Source organism: Clostridioides sp. LIBA-6822 (assembly GCF_056688955.1).
On record NZ_CP196995.1, the window covers coordinates 2,833,694 to 2,850,862 of the forward strand.

The window sequence follows — 17,169 nt, forward strand, 5'->3', positions numbered from 1 at the left end:
ATCTCTATTATACAATAGATTTAGTTTTATACAAGACTAATAATGAGGTGAGACAATGGATAATTTTAAGGAAAGATTGTTAAATGAACTACCCAACTTTAAAGAATATTCTTTAAAGTTCTTAGATGAAGAAATAAATAAAATACAATACAAAGGCTTCTCTGGTGGATATGGAGTTTATGCTCAAAGGGACAAAAAGTCTTTTATGATAAGGCTTAGAGTATCTGCTGGAGTTTTATCCAAATATCAACTTAATAAAATTTATGAAATAGCTATTAAGCATGACTTGAATAAAATACACTTAACAACTAGACAAGCTATACAACTACATGATTTGTCTATAGACTCTATTGTTGATGTTATGGAAGAAGGAATAAAAAACGACATATTTACTAGAGGTGGAGGTGGTAATTATCCTAGAAATGTCGGATTATCTCCACTATCGGGAGTTGACCCTGATGAAGCCTTTGATGTTACTCCATATGCAGTTGCTACTGATAAATATTTTATCAAAAATGCTACTACATATAATTTGCCTAGAAAATTGAAGGTTTCTTATTCTAGTTGTTATACAGATACTGCTCATTGTAGCATACAAGATTTAGGATTTGTAGCTACTTTAAAAAATGGTAAACCATATTTTAGAGTTTTCTTAGGTGGAGGTTTAGGTAAACAACCTAAGGTTGCTTTAGAGCTTGATGAACTTATAAAACCTACAGATGCACTATACTGTGTCGAAGGTATGATTAAGTTTTTTATGGCTTATGGTAATTATGAAAATAAAAATAAAGCTAGGGTTAGATATATGGTTGAAACACTTGGTGAGGAGTTATTTTTAGAAAAATTTAAAGAATATTATAAAGCAGAAAAAGAAAAAGGTAATCTTGAACTCAATGTTGAACAAATAGATTACTCAAAGCTTGGTATTAAAATAGATATACAGGATTCTAGATTGATACCTCAAAAACAGGATGGTTTATACACTGTATATATACATCCTGTTGGAGGTATCTTGTCGACAGAAGATTTAAACATTTTACTTCAAGAATTAGATAATATTGAATCCCCTATGATTAGATTGGGAATGACAGAGGGATTATACATCTTAAATTTAAATGGAAATGAAGCAAAACGAATATTGGAAATAAGTAAGACTATTAGTTGTAATTCTCAACTAGAACAAAGTATCTCCTGTATAGGTGTTCCAATATGTCAAATGGGTATACAAAACAGTCAGAAAATGTTACATGAAATCATAGATTACTTTAAATTACAAAATAATGAAGAAGTTTTAAATAAAGCTCCTAAATTATATATATCAGGATGTTTAAATTCATGTGGTGTTCATCAAGTTGGTAGTATCGGTTTATGTGGTAAAAAGAAGAGTGTTGATGGAGTATCTACAGATGCATTTGAATTATTTGTTGGAGGAAGTTTTGAGATAGGCAAAACTAGATTAGGAAAATCTATAGGAGATTTTAAAGCTAGTGATATTCCCGAAATGCTTTATAAAATATCTGAGATTTCATCAGGAAATTTTTATGAATGGATAAATTTAGATAGTGATATTTTAAACAAAATAACTGATAATTATAAGATATAAGTTTTTGTGTTTACTTATAAAAAATGAGATAGTTATAAGCTATCTCATTTTTTGTAAGTAATTTAAATTTTCTTATTTATAAACTATTTTAGATAAATCACAAATCTCTAGCATAGTATCATATATTTGTTTAAGTAGACCAAGTCTATTATTCTTGATGGCTTCGTCATTATCCATAACCATAACTGAATCAAATAAGTTATCAACTACTGGTCTTAAAGATGCAAATTCATCCAAAGCAACACCATATTTCTTATCTTTCAATAGTTCCTCAACTTTTACCTTTACTTGTTTAAACTCATTGTAAAGTTTGATTTCAGCATCTTCTTTTAATAATGATTCGTCAACTTTATCACACTCTGCTTTTTGAGCTAAAGTAGAAACTCTATTAAAAGCAGTAAGCATCTCTACTAATTCATCTTTTTCTAGCCAATTATTAAGTTCTAAAGCTCTCATGTGCATATCAGAAACATCATTTATATCAGAACTTAAAACAGCATCAACAACATCGTATCTTATTCCTAAGTCTTTAAACAGATTTTTCACTCTCTCATTGAAGAAATTCATTATTTGTTCAACAACCTCTTCTTTGTTAAAATCTAATTCAGAATAATTATCTAAAGCATGTTCAATAAGCACTTTTATATCTACTGCAACTTTTCTATCCATTAGTATACTAAGTATACCTAAAGCTTGTCTTCTTAAAGCATATGGGTCTTGAGAACCTGTTGGTTGTATTCCTATAGCAAAGAAACCTGCTATTGAATCCAACTTATCAGCTATTGATAATGCAACCCCGGCATTAGTTTTAGGAAGTATATCTCCTGCAAATCTTGGAAGATAATGTTCAAAAATAGCTTCACTTACAACATCATTTTCTCCTCCAACCTTTGCATATTCTTTTCCCATAAAACCTTGTAATTCGTCAAATTCTCCTACCATTCCAGTAACTAAATCTGCCTTACATAACTTAGCAGCTCTTATAGCATCTGATTTTTCATCTACTAAACCTAAACTATCAAGTATATCAGCACTTAATTTTTCAAGTCTTAAAGTTTTATCATAAATAGTTCCTAGTTTTACTTGGAATACAACAGTTTTTAATTTTTCTATGTAGCTTTCTAAGTTTCTCTTAGTATCTTCTCTATAGAAAAATAAAGCATCTGCAAGTCTTGCTTCTAAAACCTTTTCGTTTCCAGCTTTAACATTATCTATTCTGTAAGAATCACCATTTCTAACAGCTATAAAGTTAGGTAACAGTTTTCCATCTTTAAGCACTGGAAAATATCTTTGATGTTGTTTCATAGGAGTTATAACAACTTCTTTTGGTAATTTTATATAATCTGTATCAAATTCTCCATAAAAAGCAGTTGGATACTCAACTAAGTAAGTTACTTCTTCAAGTAAATCTTCATCAAATTCAACTTCTCCACCTAAAGAATTTGCAACTTCTATACATTGTTTTCTTATAATTTCTTTTCTCTTATTTTGGTCCAAAACTATATAATTTTTTTCTAATTTTTCAAGATAGTCTTCTATAGAATTTACTTCTATTGTACTTTCTCCTAAGAATCTATGACCTTTTGTTATATTAGAAGATATTATTCCTTCTAAGTCAAACTCTAATACCTTGTCATTCAACAATGTAACTATCCATCTTATAGGTCTTGCAAATTTAAGGTTTTTACCTCCCCAACGCATAGCTTTTGGGAATACTACAGATTTTATAGTCTCTGGTAATATATCTTTTAATACTTCTGAAGTCTCTTTTCCATCTTGTTTTATAGTTGCAAATATATATTCATCTTTACCAACTTGTTTAAAGTATATATCAGACTCACTTAATCCTTTGCTTTTTATAAATCCTAAAGCTGGCTTTGTGAAATTATTTTCCGCATCAACAGCAATTTTCTTAGCAGGACCTTTTATTTCTTCTTCTAAATCACTCTGTTTATCACTCAATCCTTCAACTACCAAAGTCAGTCTTCTTGGTGTACCATATGCACTTATTTTGTCAAAAGATATTCTATTTTCATCAAATAATTTGTTAAGATTGTTTTTTAATTGTTCTAGTGTACTGCCCACAAATCTAGATGGCATTTCTTCAACACCGATTTCAAATAAAAGATAATTTTTCATTATTTGTCACCGTCCTTTAAAAGAGGGAATCCCATTTCTTCTCTTTGTTTTACAAAAGTTTCTGCAACAGTCTTTGCCATATTTCTAACTCTACCTATAAATGATGCTCTTTGACTAACACCTATTGCGCCTCTTGCATCCAATGTATTAAATGCATGAGAGCATTTTAATACATAATCATATGAAGGTATTACAAGTCCTTTTTCCATAAGTCTTAATGCTTCTTTTTCATATATATCAAACAGATTAAACAACATATCTGCATCACATAATTCAAACGCATACATTGAGTTTTCATACTCAGCTTTATTAAATACTTCACCATAAGTTATTTTATCATTCCATTTTAAATCATAAACACTATCAACTTCTTGAATGTACATAGCTAATCTTTCTAATCCATATGTAATTTCTCCTGTCTCAAGCTCACATTCAATATTACCTACTTGTTGGAAATACGTAAATTGAGTTATTTCCATACCATCTAGCCAAACTTCCCATCCAAGTCCCCATGCACCAACTGTAGCAGCTTCCCAGTTATCTTCAACAAATCTTATATCATGCTCACTTGGGTCAATTCCAATTTCCTTTAAACTTTCCAAATATAACTCTTGTATATTATCTGGAGATGGCTTTAATATAACTTGGAACTGATGATGTTGATATAGTCTGTTTGGGTTTTCACCATATCTTCCATCTGCTGGTCTTCTTGAAGGTTCTACATAACATACTTGCCAAGGCTCAGGTCCTAGTGATCTTAAAAAAGTATTTGGATTCATAGTTCCCGCACCTTTTTCAATATCATAAGGTTGCGTCATGATACAACCTTGCTTTGACCAGTATTTTTGCAACGCTAGTATCATCTCTTGAAAATTCATAAAAATCCCTCCTATAACAATAAAGCCTCTCGTCTACACGAAAGGCTATTTTAATAGTTCTTCTACAACTTTTAGAATATCAAATTCTATAAAATTTGTCAATGTTAGTGATAATTCTTATAATTATCTTCTCTTCATTTTTTAAAAGTCACTTTATATCTATTTATTTTCGTCTTCGTCTTCTTTATTCTTTTCAAATTCTTCTTTCATAAGGTCAGCAGTTACATCTTTATCATCTTCTTTTTTGTCAACTACTACATCCTTAACATCTTTAGCAGCATTAGTTATCATATTCTTCAAAACATGAAGTTTTTCTTCATTCAATTCACCTAAATCTACAATTTCTCCATCTTCTTCATTTTGAACTTTTATACGATATTTACTTATAACAGCAGCTGATAAGCCTACTAAAGTAGCTAATGGAACAAAAGCTAATCCAACAACCCCAACTGTTAAAGGAATGTTCATCATAGTTTTTCCATCTTTCTCAACTATCACTCTTACTACACTACTTTTTCTAAGAAGTTCTTTTAGTTGAAGTTTTATATTTTCTCCATCCTTACCAAACACTTCTTCCATAGTTTCTTTAGCAGATTTTGCTTTACAATTACAAGTATTTTTTTTATTTTCTAAATATATTACTGCCTCAATTACATCTCCATTACATACTACTAATGCTTCTTTTGCTTCTGCATAAGTTGCTCCTGGAACTCTTTCAAAGACTGAATCAACCATTTCAATAGTTATATTACTACTCATCATTATCCACTCCCTTATTATTTTTTACACTTTGTAATACGTGTAATGATTTAAAATTAATATTATCAACATAAACTTTCAAATACTTGTCTAGAATATTCTCAAGCTCATGTGTTATATATTTTGATACTTTAGCTTTACTACATGTTAAAATATCATTCTTTAATACATATTCCATAAGACTTACAGTTGTTAAGTCTAATTTTATATTATTATCAAAAAGTTTACTACACTTACTACATAGTATACCACCTTCATAGATATTAAACACAGAATTTTGTAAAATTTTACATTCACAATTAATGCATTTATTTACTATAGGTTTAAATCCTATATAGTCCAAAAACTTCAACTCGAATGCTGCTGTTATAAACCTATTATCTGTATTCTCCTGTGTATACAAATACAGTGTCTGCGCAAGTAATATAAATAGCCTATTATTAGTCTGATTTTCAAGTATAGAATTCTCAACTAATTTTGTAATATATGTAGCATAAGAAAATGCTTCTATATCATAGGATATATTATAAAAACTTTTTATTATTTCACTTTGAGTAACCTTGTACATATTACCTTGTTTTTTTAAGGTAAAATTGCTATAAGAAAATAACTGTGATGATGAAAGTAAAGAGCTCTTATTTTTTTTGGCTCCTTTTGCTATTGCAGATACTTTTCCAAGCTTTCTAGTAAATAATGTAAGTATTACGTCACTTTCCTTGTACCTTATAGCTTTAAGTACTATCCCCTGGGTGTTCAGGATTATCATCGTCTTCTTTTTTCTCCCTTACTTCTTCAATTTCTTCATGTATGTTTTTGCAATCACAGAAATATAGATATGCATCTATACTACCTGTTTTTTTAAAAACTTCCCAACTGATATTGTTCATTTTTAAAAAACCCCCTTCTTACATTTATACTTATATTTTTAGTAAGAAGAGGATAAATCATACATAAAGTTATTAAACAATTTTTGACAATAATGCCGTTGTTATTATAAAGTAAACTGCTATTCCAGTTATATCAAGAGCTGTAGATATAATTGGTGATGAAACTGTAGATGGGTCTGCATCCATTTTTTTTAATAGAACGGGCATAAATGCACCTATTGTTGCGCCCAAAACCATATTTATAAATAATGATATTGAAACAATTAGTACAATGTCTAATTTTCTCATAACAAAGTAAATTACAATACCAGTTATTATACTACACAAAAGACCTGTAATAATTCCTACAATACCTTCTCTTACCACATTACTAAAATTCAAATCTTTATTGGATAATGTTATTACTGTAACAGATGATGATTGAGTTCCGATATTTCCACCCATACCTATTACTACAGGTATAAAAAACACTAGTGGAGCATATACAGGATTCATTATATAATCTAAGTTAGAAAGTATTAAGGAAGCCAACAATCCTCCTATTAGTGTAATAATTAACCAAGGTAATCTTCCTCTAAGTGCCGATATTGTCTGCTCTTTCAATGTAGGATTTTCTTTTTCAGCAACTTCTCTTTCATGTTCTGAACTTCCTGCAAATTTGTACATATCTTCTGTTGCTTCTTCTTCCATTACATCAATTATATCATCTACTGTTATTATTCCTTTTAATTTTTCTTGTCTATCTACTACTGGAATGGCTATTAAATTGTATTTAGATACTAATCGTACTGCTTCTTCTCTATCTTCATCTACATAAACAGAGATTATATTTTCACTCATTAAATCTTCTACTATGTTTGCATCTCTTGCGATTATTAGTTCTCTTAATGATAATACTCCAACTAGTTTTTCTTCATCATCAACTACATATATATAATAAATAGTCTCAGCTTCTTCAGCTTCTTCTCTCATATGGTCTATTGCTTCAAGAGCTGTCATATCTTTATTTATAGATATATATCCAGTAGTCATTGTTCCACCAGCAGAATCTTCATCGTAGAATAATAGCTCTTTTACATACTCAGCATTTTCTTGATTCAAAAGATTTATTATATGTTCTCTCTCTTTTTCTTCAAGCTCACTTAATTTATCTGCCATATCTCCAAGAGACATAAGTTCAAGTATATTTTTTGAGTGTTCTACGTCAAGCTTAGATAAAATACTAACAAAAAACTCTACACTACCTTCTTCTAATATAGAAGATGCCATATCTAAAGGAAGAACTTCAAATAATTGAATTTTCATGTCTTCCTCTAAATTTTCCATTATATCGAATATATCAATTATATGATATTCCTCTATTAATTCTCTTAACTCCAATACTTTATTATTAGCAATTAATGATTTTACTTCATATAATAAATCTTGGGAAGCATCCAGTTTCCTATCCATATAACCCACCTTTATTTATCATTATATCCAAAATTATTTATATAATTTTGTAAATTTCTCCAATTTTCTTTAACCTTAACCCATAATTGAAGATTTATTTGTGAACCTAAAAGTAATTCTATATCTTGTCTTGCTGATTTTCCTATTCCTTTTAGTTTCCTACCATTCTTTCCTATTATTATTCCTTTATGAGAATCTCTTTCACAATATATCACAGCAGATACATCTACTATTTCTTTATCATTTCTTGCTTTCATTTTTTCAATTTCAACAGCTACACCATGAGGTATTTCATCATTAAGATAGTGAAGAACTTTTTCTCTTATAAGTTCTGCTATTAATACTCTCTCTGGCTGGTCTGTAATCATATAATCTGGAAAATACTTTGGACCTTCTTCTAAATACTTTTGTATAACTTTTATTAGAGTATCCGTGTTTTTTCCTTTTAATGCTGATATTGGTACTATTTCTTTAAAAATGCCCTCATTGTCATACATTTTGATTATATCAAATAACTCGTCTTTTTGCTCTAATTGGTCTATTTTGTTTACAACTAGAATTATTGGTGTTTTAATACTTCTCAAGTCCTCTATTATCTTTCTATCTCCAGGACCTATTTTTTTAGAATCATCGACTACAAATAATATTAAATCTACATTTTTAAAGGCATCTGTTGCTGCCTTCACCATAAATTCACCTAACTTATTTTTTGGTTTGTGAATACCTGGTGTATCCAAAAATACTATCTGCATTTCTTCATCTGTATATACTGCTTGTATTGTATTTCTTGTAGTTTGAGGCTTATCACTCATTATAGCTATTTTTTCTCCAACTACATTATTCATTAAAGTAGATTTCCCTACATTAGGTCTCCCTACTATACTGACAAAACCTGATTTGAACATTAACTGTCTCCTAACTTTATTTATCTTCTTGTTATAATTATTTTATATTTTTTAAATCTATTTTAAATCATTTCCAGAGAAATAGTTTGGCAACAAATCCTTTATATCGTGCTCAAAAACCTCTCCTTTAGTATATCCTGTTATTATTTTTATATCAGAACCAAACTCTATAATTACCTGCCTGCATATTCCACAAGGATATGTTTGCTCATTATTTTCTGAATTATCACTTGCTATAGCTATTTTACAGATATCTCTGTCACCTTCTGATATTGCTTTAAAAATAGCTGTTCTTTCTGCGCAATTTGTTCCACCTAATGATGCACATTCAATATTACACCCAGTATAAACTTTACCACTCTTAGTTAAAAGAGCCGCACCCACTCTAAAACCAGAGTAAGGAGCATAAGAATGTTGTCTGGCATTTTCTGCCAACTTTAACAATTCTATGTTATCCACAACATTTCCTCCTGTATACAATAATAAAAAGTTATTTTTATTTAATACTCTACATTATATCATAAAAATTTAATTAGCACAGATTTGTTTTATTTTAAATATTTTATGTACATTCATTTTAATTGTAGAACATTCCAAGCTGAAACACTAATATGGCTATTAATACACCTAACAAAGCCCCAGCTATGGTTTCCCAAAATGTATGTATTTTTCCTTCAATCCTACTTTGGGCAACTAATACAGCCATTATATATGCAAGAGTAGACGCAACAACTCTTTCAGTCATAAGTGTAATTGCAGTTGCTATAGCAAATGCTAATGCAGCATGACCACTTGGCATACCACCTTTTAGAGGGGTTCCTGTGGAGGTCAATGCTTTTACAACCACAACAGCTATAAGAACCAATAATATACATATCAAGGTTATATGTAATTCTGATTCTCTTATCTTATAAATTAATATCCCAGATATATCTGTCAATTTATCATAAAATAATATATATCCAACCACTACTGAATTTAGTGCTGCTACTAGAACACCACCTGCTGCAACATCTTTTGCTATCTTAGCAAGTACATGGTATTCATCAGTTACCAAATCAACAGCCTTTTCTATAGCTGTATTAAACATCTCAGCAACTACAACTAAACATATGGACATTAATAACATTATCATCTCTAATTTTGAGAAGTTGAAAAACAAACTTATTATAAGTACAGCAACTGAACCTAAGTAGTGTATTTTCATATTTCTTTCAAATTTAAATGTATACAATATCCCTTCTATAGCTGCATTAAAAGCTTTAATTATACCTTGACGAGTTTTTCCTGGTTTCATAAAAACTACTCCCTTGTTATGTTTAACTTATTTAATATGTGTTCTTCTTTTTCTCTCATTTCTTTTGTATTTTCATCTGTATCATGGTCATAACCTAAAAGATGAAACATACTATGACATATTAAAAAACATACTTCTCTTTCAAAACTATGGTTATACTCTATACTCTGTTCTAAAGCTCTTTCAAGAGACACTACTATATCTCCTAGAGATTCTTCTTCTAACTCAACATCCTCAAAATCATCACTTAAAAGAGGAAATGATAAAACATCAGTCGCTCTATCAACGCCTCTATATTCTCTATTTAACTCATGAATCTCTTTATTATCTACAAAAGAAAGACTCACCTCATAATTATCATCATATCCTTCATAATCCAAACATTCTATGATTATATCCTTTATCTTTTCAATTAACTCTTCATTTACTTCTAATTTATCTTGTCTATCATCTAATATCAAATCCATTAATTACACCTACTTTTTATTCATTAATAATGCTATACATCTATATTACTACACTTTTACTTTCTTTTGAAAGTCTTTTCCTGTATTTTCATTTTTTTGCGTTCTTCTTTTTTAAATTCTTCTCTTTTATCATGTTTCTCATAAGCTCTTATTATTCTCTGTACCAACTCATGTCTTACAACATCTCTATCTGTTAGCATTATAGACCCAATCCCTGGAACTCCTTTAAGAATTTCTGTAGCTTGTATTAGACCACTTTTCTTATTTTGTGGTAAATCTGTTTGTGTTATATCACCTGTAACTACAGCTTTAGAACCAAATCCTAATCTAGTTAAAAACATTTTCATTTGCTCAGAAGTAGTATTTTGAGCTTCATCTAATATTATAAAAGAATTGTCAAGAGTTCTACCTCTCATAAAAGCAAGTGGTGCAACCTCAATAGTACCTCTTTCCAAATATTTATTAAATTTATCAGCACCTAACATTTCAAACAGTGCATCATATAATGGTCTTAAATATGGGTCAACTTTATCCTTTAAATCTCCTGGTAAAAATCCTAGACTTTCCCCAGCTTCCACAGCTGGTCTTGTAAGTATAATTCTACTAACTTCATCTCTTTTAAAAGCTTTTACTGCCATAGCAACAGCAAGATAAGTCTTTCCTGTTCCAGCAGGTCCAACACCAAAAGTTATATCATTATTTTCTATAAGCTTTATATATTCTTTTTGACCTAATGTCTTAGGTTGAACAGCTTTCCCTCTCTGTGTTACAACAATTGTTCCCTCAAGTTCTTTTATTTTTTGTTCACTACCTTCAAGTAAAAGAGATAATGAATAAGAAATACTCTGTTTATCTAAATGTTTACCATTTGATACAGTTTGATGCAATTCATTCATAAGTTTTAATGCAGAATCTACATTTTTTTCTTCTCCAATTAAAATTATATTACCTTCTCTAAGTATCACATCTATATTTAAAGTTTTCTCTATTAATTTTACATTTTCATCAAAATTTCCAAATAATTCTCTTTCAAAACTTCCATCTGCTATTGTAAATTTTTTTTGTATTATCAATTGAATTGTTCCTCCTCAAGTTTTAAGTTTAATTTTGTTAGTTATTATTATTATTTTGGCTGTTGTTACTATTTTGATTACTATTATTTTCATTAGAATTATTTTTATTATTATCTTTAGTATCCTCATCAAAGTCATTTCTTATATCATTTAATGGTCTTTTTTCTGGATTAGAAGGAACTTCCTCTTCTCCTTCTTTTGGTTTACTTTCTTCCTTTATAAATCTTTCTGCTTCTGATTTACTAAGAGGATAAATTTTAGCAATATTTTCACTAGTTTGAACTGTTATTAAATATTCTAACATATTTTTATTAACCTTAAAGTTATGTTTTACATCTATTATTCTAGCCGAAGCGGGGATTATGTATTCTAACTCTTTTAAAGCTTTTTCAGATAATTCTTTTTTCAACTCTTCTTTATTTCTTTTTACCTCAACTTTTTTTGTTTCATAAAAGGTACTCGTCTTTATCTTTATTGGAAAAGTATAATCTCCTATAGATAATTTTTTTTCTTTATTTTCAACAACATAATTTTTATATTTTATATTTTTCCTAATTGTAAATTCTTTATCATAAAAGCTTATTGTGTATATGTTTTTCTTTTCTCCTGTCTTTTTATTTACAGTATCTACGTAACTTGCCTTTTTAGAAGATTCATAAAAAGTACTTGCCCATACTTCTGGTATTGATTTTGTATTAGCTCCATTTAGAAGCACATCTCCCTTTTGTACTATATCTCCAGATTTAATAACGGATTTACCACTTCTAGGGATTACCTTTTCTATTATACCATTTTTTAAAGCAATTACATTACAATAATTTGATTGGTCTGTAGATTTTAGGGATTCTGCTTTTTTTGTAACAGTAACAAATATATTTGTTCCTTTTACATTAATAGATAAATACGCCACATCATTAAATTTCGACATCATGTGGTCTCTGACTTCTTTTCTATCAATACTCTTCTTGTAAACTCCTGGTCTTACTCCAACCTTGTAAAGCTCACTTCTGAGAGCTTCTTTTTTTATACCTTCAGGAGATTGTATATATACATCTGTCACAAACTGCGATGTCGACATCAATAAAAATAAAGAGAGAATAGCACAAATCCACATACCTTTGTGCTTATAAATTCTTTTAATAATAAAAGGAACTCCTGTTTTTTGTTTTACCTTTATCTCAAACTTACTCCCTCTATAAATATTCTTAAATTCTTTTATATCTTGTCTATCTATATGAAACTCAATTTTAGTATTTTTTATTCTAGTTACATTGTAAACACTTATCCCATTTCTTATAAGATGATTTAAAAATTGTTCAAGTCCTACTCCTTCCACAACTATAACATAGTATCCCCTTATAAAGCTTATCAAGTGTATCTCCTCCTAATCAACATACTCCATATTGTAGATAATTCCTTTTATACCTATCTCACTATCAGTAATATACTTAAGCGAAAGTTTATCCCCAGATATTTTAATCGTTTTAACTTTAGTCTTTATTCTTATTAAATCAACTTCATACTCAAGTATTGATAGATAATTTTCTATACTAATAAACGTATTACCTGTAACAGTAACAACTGGTTGATTTACCTGTAAATCAGTGGATATTTCTAACATAAGCATTACCCCCTTAATTAATTTTATGCTTGAAATAGGTATTTATGCACTTTATTGATGTTATAACAGATTAGTTATAAAATTTTTATACAATAAATACCCTAATAATTAATATATTATTTAAACAATAAAAAGGTAATCATATTGATAAAAAATCAACATGATTACCTTTTTATTTTTTCTTATATAAAGTCTACAATGTATACAATTTTTTTATTAATCTTGTTCTATTAAACCATATCCACCAGCTTTACGCTTATACACTATGTTTATTTCAAAATTATCTTGATTTCTAAACATATAGAAATTGTGTCCTACCAATTCCATTTGAAGTATTGCCTCTTCTGAACTCATAGGTTTTACATTAAATTTCTTTCTTCTTTCTATAACTATATTTTCATCTTCTTCATCATCATAATCATAATCATTAAATTCACTGCTGTTATCTATAAAGTCAATATTTTCAAATCTTATGCTTTTATTATTTTGACTTTTGTCTTTAACTTTAGTTTTATACTTGACAACTTGTCTACTTAATTTGTCACAAACAATGTCAATTGCTGCATATAAATCATCTTCTACATCTTCTGCTCTTATTATTTGCCCACTAATAGGAATTATTGTGACCTCAACTTTTTGTCTATCCTTTTTCGCACTTACTGTTACTTTCACTTCTGATTCAGGATCAAGGTATTTTTCTAACCTACTTAATTTTCCATCTACGTATCCTTTTATTCCGTCAGTTAATTTCATTTGTCTCCCAGATACTATTATTTGCATAAAAACCTCTCCCTTCGAGCCTTTCCAATTCTAATACTTTAATATGTTAATCTTTAAATACAATTTTGATAAATTTATTATATTTAAATTAATATTATTGTATATGAAAATGATTCTTTTTAATAGTCTATTCATTTTTTATTTGATATGATATTATTAAAAGTACAGGGTAATTTACAGAATCTTTACATTCTATTTATTAATAAACCATATAAAATAATTCAAAAATCCAGCGTAGACAAGCCACATCAAATAAACCAAATTTATGTATCCAGCTCTCTTATCTATTTTAGAAAACTTTGAAATCATTATTATAGAAACCAAAATCATTATTATTATGTCTACTAAAGCTGTAAATCGAAGTCCAAATCCAAAAAATAATATAGACCAAACAAAATTTAATGCAAGTTGTAACCCATAATAAAAGATTGCATCTCTTACTTTAGGTAAGTTATAACCCTTTCTTAATATTAAGTATGAAGATATACCCATCAATATGTACAATACAGTCCAAACTATTGGAAAGATAAATGCTGGTGGCGCAAAGCTCGGCTTTGTAAGTTGTAAATAGTAGGTTGAAATATCTGTCCCACTAATAATCATTGTTAAAACACTACTTAAATAACCTATTATTAATGGTATAAATATGTTTATCAAAAAATTTCTAATTTCCTTTACTGATATAATCAAATTCTTCCCCTTCTTTCAAAATTTTCTTTGATTATAGATATGCTCAAATATGACTTGTTATTCTCAAAAAATATAAAAAGCCTAGAGATTTCTCTCTAGGCTATATCAATCTATTGTAAGTTTTGTTTTACCAACTTATTTATAAGTTTTCCGTCAGCTCTTCCTTTAACCTTTGGTTGGATAACTGACATTATTTTTCCCATATCCTTCATAGATGTTGCTCCTACTTCAGATATAGTAGATTTTACAATTTCTTCTAACTCTTCTTCGCTTAATTGTTGAGGTAGGTACTCTTTTAAAACTTCAATTTCAGCTTCTGTTTCTTTTATTAAGTCTTCTCTTCCAGCTTTTTCAAATTCAACTAATGCATCTCTACGTTGCTTTAATTGCTTTGCTATTACATCGATAATTCCATCTTCATCAAGCTCGACTCTATTATCAACCTCATACTGCTTTATGGAAGCTCTTATTAAAGTTACTACAGATTTTCTCACTGTATCTTTGTTTTTCATAGAAGATTTCAAATCCTCTTGTAACTTTTGCTTAAGGGACATCCCCTTCACCTCTTTATTCTTATTTACTACTATTTCTTAGCGTTTTTTCTTCTTGCTGCTTCAGCTTTTTTCTTACGCTTAACGCTTGGCTTATCATAGTGCTCTCTTTTTCTCACTTCTGACATGATGCCAGACATTGCACATTGACGCTTGAACCTTCTTAAAGCGCTGTCTAATGTTTCATTCTCTCTAACTCTTACTTCTGACATTTCTTTTTCCCTCCCTCCAATAGCGCAATTATGCTGGGACTGTAACTATGTTCTTTTTTGCATAATATGCATTACAACCTAACACTTTGTTTATTATAAACTAAATTTTTACTTTTATCAAGTATTTTTATCAAGAAGGAACTCAATTTTTCAATAATTTAGTTTAGTTTTGTCCCGCTTCGTAATTAGGAAGCTTTTTACCAGCTAAAATATGATAGTGCAAATGTTTAACTTCTTGCCCTCCATCACTTCCACAATTATTTATGATTCTGAATCCAGTTTGGTCAAAACCTTTCTCCTTAGCTATTTTATTAATAACAACATGAATATGTGACACAATGTCCATCTCTTTATCAGGAATATCAATTACACTATCGTAATGTTTTTTAGGTACTACCAATATATGGTATGGAGCAACTGGGTTTAAGTCGTTAAACGCTAAGACTTTATCATCTTCATAAACTTTAGTTGAAGGTATTTCTCCGTTCGCTATTTTACAAAAAATACAATCCACTTTTTCCACCTCCTATCTTATAAATATTATAATTTCTACATGTTATATCAAAATTCCTTCTACATATTCATCTTTTACATCATTTATTTTCACTTTTAATATCTGACCTTGTATATTTTTGTCACTTTCAACAACAACTCTTATATAATTTGACGTTAGTCCCTCAAATTTATTTCCTTCTATATTTTGTTCAAATAAAACATCTAACTCACTTCCAATAAATTTATTTGCAAATTTATTAAAATTTACTTTGCTTAAATTTAAAAGTTGTTCACTTCTAAAATGTTTCATTTGAGGGTCAACCTGATTTTCCATAGTCGCAGCTGGAGTTCCTTTTCTTGGTGAGTATTTAAAAATATGCATTTGTGAAAGCTCTATTTCTTTTAAAAACTCATATGTTTCTTTAAACTCATCATTTGTCTCTCCTGGAAATCCTACTATCACATCCGTAGTTATTGCGACATTTGGCATTTTACTTCTCAATCTGTCTACAATAGTTTTGTACTCTGAAGTTGTATATCTTCTATTCATTCTTTTTAAAGTTTCATCACATCCACTTTGAAGTGATAAATGGTAATGAGGACAAACTTTATCCATCTTTAAAACTTCATTCACAAATTCATCTGTAAATAAGATTGGTTCAACAGAACTAAGTCTAATTCTCTCTATTTTATCTATTTCATTTATTTGTTTTATTACATCAAGAAGTTTAATATCCTTATCTTTTAAATCTTTTCCATAAGAGGCAACATGTATTCCTGTTAATACGACCTCTTTATAGCCATTATTAGCCAATTTTTTTACTTCATCGACTATACTATCAATATCCCTACTTCTAACGCGTCCTCGTGCATAAGGAATTATACAGTAGGTACAAAATCTATCACACCCATCTTGTATTTTCATAAATGCTCTAGTCTTTCCGTTAGTTTGACTGATTTCTATTTCTTCAAATGCTTTAACTTTCATTATGTCATCAACTGTGCTAACTTTCTTACTTGCATCTATCTTTTTAATTTCTTCAACAATCTTTCTTCTGTCATTTGTACCCATAACTAAATTTACTTCTTCTATATCCAAAATTTCCTCTGGAGATACCTGAGAATAGCATCCCACCACGGCTATTATTGCATCTGGATTTTTCTTTTTAACTCGTCTTATATATTGACGAGATTTTCTATCACTCATATGAGTAACTGTACATGTGTTTATAACATAAACGTCGGCATATTCTTCACTATTGACTTGTTCATAACCATCTTTTTCAAATAGCTCTAGCATAGCCTCAGTTTCATATTGATTGACTTTACACCCAAGTGTATAAAAAGCTACTTTTTTCAA

20 protein-coding genes are annotated in these 17,169 nt (G+C 29.1%); 1 reads left to right on the forward strand and 19 read right to left on the reverse strand.

Translation table 11 applies throughout. The features are described 5' to 3' along the window. Window positions 1–55 precede the first annotated feature (55 nt). Window positions 56–1,603, forward strand: coding sequence for a nitrite/sulfite reductase (locus ACTG48_RS13630; protein ID WP_479917115.1), 1,548 nt, complete (start codon window positions 56–58; stop codon window positions 1,601–1,603). A gap of 72 nt (window positions 1,604–1,675) precedes the next feature. Here ACTG48_RS13630 and glyS read toward each other — a convergent pair whose 3' ends face one another. The 19 genes from glyS to mtaB all read right to left on the reverse strand — a co-directional run bounded on the left by glyS (window position 1,676) and on the right by mtaB (window position 17,169). After that, on the reverse strand, window positions 1,676–3,742 hold the full coding sequence (gene glyS / locus ACTG48_RS13635; protein WP_479917116.1) for a glycine--tRNA ligase subunit beta: 2,067 nt from the start codon (window positions 3,740–3,742) through the stop codon (window positions 1,676–1,678). After that, window positions 3,742–4,620 carry a glycine--tRNA ligase subunit alpha gene (gene glyQ, locus ACTG48_RS13640; RefSeq protein ID WP_479917117.1) on the reverse strand — a complete coding sequence of 293 codons (879 nt, stop codon included), beginning with the start codon at window positions 4,618–4,620 and terminating at the stop codon, window positions 3,742–3,744. Before glyQ ends, glyS begins: the two co-directional genes overlap by 1 nt. Before the next feature lie 159 nt (window positions 4,621–4,779). Continuing rightward, window positions 4,780–5,379, reverse strand: a complete 600-nt coding sequence (locus ACTG48_RS13645; RefSeq protein ID WP_021385335.1) for a DUF4342 domain-containing protein — start codon at window positions 5,377–5,379, stop codon at window positions 4,780–4,782. After that, a complete protein-coding gene (gene recO, locus ACTG48_RS13650; RefSeq protein ID WP_021385310.1) occupies window positions 5,372–6,145 on the reverse strand; it encodes a DNA repair protein RecO in 774 nt (257 codons plus the stop codon). Before recO ends, ACTG48_RS13645 begins: the two co-directional genes overlap by 8 nt. After that, window positions 6,111–6,266 (reverse strand): YqzL family protein, encoded by a 156-nt coding sequence (locus ACTG48_RS13655; RefSeq protein ID WP_003416649.1) that lies wholly within the window; start codon window positions 6,264–6,266, stop codon window positions 6,111–6,113. Before ACTG48_RS13655 ends, recO begins: the two co-directional genes overlap by 35 nt. Window positions 6,267–6,338: 72 nt before the next feature. Continuing rightward, window positions 6,339–7,718 carry a magnesium transporter gene (gene mgtE / locus ACTG48_RS13660; RefSeq protein WP_021385353.1) on the reverse strand — a complete coding sequence of 460 codons (1,380 nt, stop codon included), beginning with the start codon at window positions 7,716–7,718 and terminating at the stop codon, window positions 6,339–6,341. Window positions 7,719–7,729: 11 nt separating this feature from the next. Next, the gene (gene era, locus ACTG48_RS13665) at window positions 7,730–8,623 is read right to left on the reverse strand and encodes a GTPase Era (protein WP_021385319.1); all 894 of its coding nucleotides are present in this window, start codon (window positions 8,621–8,623) and stop codon (window positions 7,730–7,732) included. 57 nt (window positions 8,624–8,680) lie between these two features. Continuing rightward, on the reverse strand, window positions 8,681–9,082 hold the full coding sequence (locus ACTG48_RS13670; RefSeq protein WP_021385346.1) for a cytidine deaminase: 402 nt from the start codon (window positions 9,080–9,082) through the stop codon (window positions 8,681–8,683). Window positions 9,083–9,200: 118 nt separating this feature from the next. Next, the gene (locus ACTG48_RS13675) at window positions 9,201–9,920 is read right to left on the reverse strand and encodes a diacylglycerol kinase (protein ID WP_021385290.1); all 720 of its coding nucleotides are present in this window, start codon (window positions 9,918–9,920) and stop codon (window positions 9,201–9,203) included. Window positions 9,921–9,925: 5 nt separating this feature from the next. Then, the gene (gene ybeY, locus ACTG48_RS13680; protein WP_021385287.1) at window positions 9,926–10,387 is read right to left on the reverse strand and encodes an rRNA maturation RNase YbeY; all 462 of its coding nucleotides are present in this window, start codon (window positions 10,385–10,387) and stop codon (window positions 9,926–9,928) included. A gap of 56 nt (window positions 10,388–10,443) precedes the next feature. Next, window positions 10,444–11,460 (reverse strand): PhoH family protein, encoded by a 1,017-nt coding sequence (locus tag ACTG48_RS13685; protein ID WP_021385298.1) that lies wholly within the window; start codon window positions 11,458–11,460, stop codon window positions 10,444–10,446. Window positions 11,461–11,497: 37 nt separating this feature from the next. Continuing rightward, a complete protein-coding gene (gene yqfD, locus ACTG48_RS13690; RefSeq protein ID WP_021385305.1) occupies window positions 11,498–12,832 on the reverse strand; it encodes a sporulation protein YqfD in 1,335 nt (444 codons plus the stop codon). A 12-nt stretch (window positions 12,833–12,844) separates the two neighbouring features. Further along, window positions 12,845–13,081, reverse strand: coding sequence for a YabP/YqfC family sporulation protein (locus ACTG48_RS13695; RefSeq protein WP_021385288.1), 237 nt, complete (start codon window positions 13,079–13,081; stop codon window positions 12,845–12,847). 216 nt (window positions 13,082–13,297) lie between these two features. After that, window positions 13,298–13,861 carry a ribosome hibernation-promoting factor, HPF/YfiA family gene (hpf, locus tag ACTG48_RS13700; protein WP_021385351.1) on the reverse strand — a complete coding sequence of 188 codons (564 nt, stop codon included), beginning with the start codon at window positions 13,859–13,861 and terminating at the stop codon, window positions 13,298–13,300. A gap of 192 nt (window positions 13,862–14,053) precedes the next feature. Next, complete coding sequence (locus ACTG48_RS13705; protein ID WP_021385352.1) at window positions 14,054–14,551, reverse strand: TspO/MBR family protein; 498 nt, start codon at window positions 14,549–14,551, stop codon at window positions 14,054–14,056. Window positions 14,552–14,661: 110 nt separating this feature from the next. Continuing rightward, window positions 14,662–15,105 carry a GatB/YqeY domain-containing protein gene (locus ACTG48_RS13710; RefSeq protein WP_054271053.1) on the reverse strand — a complete coding sequence of 148 codons (444 nt, stop codon included), beginning with the start codon at window positions 15,103–15,105 and terminating at the stop codon, window positions 14,662–14,664. Between the two features lie 29 nt (window positions 15,106–15,134). After that, window positions 15,135–15,314 carry a 30S ribosomal protein S21 gene (gene rpsU, locus ACTG48_RS13715; protein WP_003416618.1) on the reverse strand — a complete coding sequence of 60 codons (180 nt, stop codon included), beginning with the start codon at window positions 15,312–15,314 and terminating at the stop codon, window positions 15,135–15,137. A 163-nt stretch (window positions 15,315–15,477) separates the two neighbouring features. Next, entirely contained in the window at window positions 15,478–15,828 is a 351-nt protein-coding gene (locus tag ACTG48_RS13720; protein WP_021385324.1) for a histidine triad nucleotide-binding protein, read from the reverse strand. A 42-nt stretch (window positions 15,829–15,870) separates the two neighbouring features. Then, on the reverse strand, window positions 15,871–17,169 hold the full coding sequence (gene mtaB / locus ACTG48_RS13725; RefSeq protein WP_054271055.1) for a tRNA (N(6)-L-threonylcarbamoyladenosine(37)-C(2))-methylthiotransferase MtaB: 1,299 nt from the start codon (window positions 17,167–17,169) through the stop codon (window positions 15,871–15,873).

Excerpts from the sequence above, each read along its gene's own strand:
- ACTG48_RS13630 (WP_479917115.1), top strand. The coding sequence starts at position 56 with ATGGATAATTTTAAGGAAAGATTGTTAAATGAACTACCCAACTTTAAA.
- glyS (WP_479917116.1), bottom strand. The coding sequence starts at position 3,742 with ATGAAAAATTATCTTTTATTTGAAATCGGTGTTGAAGAAATGCCATCT.
- glyQ (WP_479917117.1), bottom strand. The coding sequence starts at position 4,620 with ATGAATTTTCAAGAGATGATACTAGCGTTGCAAAAATACTGGTCAAAG.
- ACTG48_RS13645 (WP_021385335.1), bottom strand. The coding sequence starts at position 5,379 with ATGAGTAGTAATATAACTATTGAAATGGTTGATTCAGTCTTTGAAAGA.
- recO (WP_021385310.1), bottom strand. The coding sequence starts at position 6,145 with ATGATAATCCTGAACACCCAGGGGATAGTACTTAAAGCTATAAGGTAC.
- ACTG48_RS13655 (WP_003416649.1), bottom strand. The coding sequence starts at position 6,266 with ATGAACAATATCAGTTGGGAAGTTTTTAAAAAAACAGGTAGTATAGAT.
- mgtE (WP_021385353.1), bottom strand. The coding sequence starts at position 7,718 with ATGGATAGGAAACTGGATGCTTCCCAAGATTTATTATATGAAGTAAAA.
- era (WP_021385319.1), bottom strand. The coding sequence starts at position 8,623 with ATGTTCAAATCAGGTTTTGTCAGTATAGTAGGGAGACCTAATGTAGGG.
- ACTG48_RS13675 (WP_021385290.1), bottom strand. The coding sequence starts at position 9,920 with ATGAAACCAGGAAAAACTCGTCAAGGTATAATTAAAGCTTTTAATGCA.
- ybeY (WP_021385287.1), bottom strand. The coding sequence starts at position 10,387 with ATGGATTTGATATTAGATGATAGACAAGATAAATTAGAAGTAAATGAA.
- ACTG48_RS13695 (WP_021385288.1), bottom strand. The coding sequence starts at position 13,081 with ATGTTAGAAATATCCACTGATTTACAGGTAAATCAACCAGTTGTTACT.
- hpf (WP_021385351.1), bottom strand. The coding sequence starts at position 13,861 with ATGCAAATAATAGTATCTGGGAGACAAATGAAATTAACTGACGGAATA.
- ACTG48_RS13710 (WP_054271053.1), bottom strand. The coding sequence starts at position 15,105 with ATGTCCCTTAAGCAAAAGTTACAAGAGGATTTGAAATCTTCTATGAAA.
- rpsU (WP_003416618.1), bottom strand. The coding sequence starts at position 15,314 with ATGTCAGAAGTAAGAGTTAGAGAGAATGAAACATTAGACAGCGCTTTA.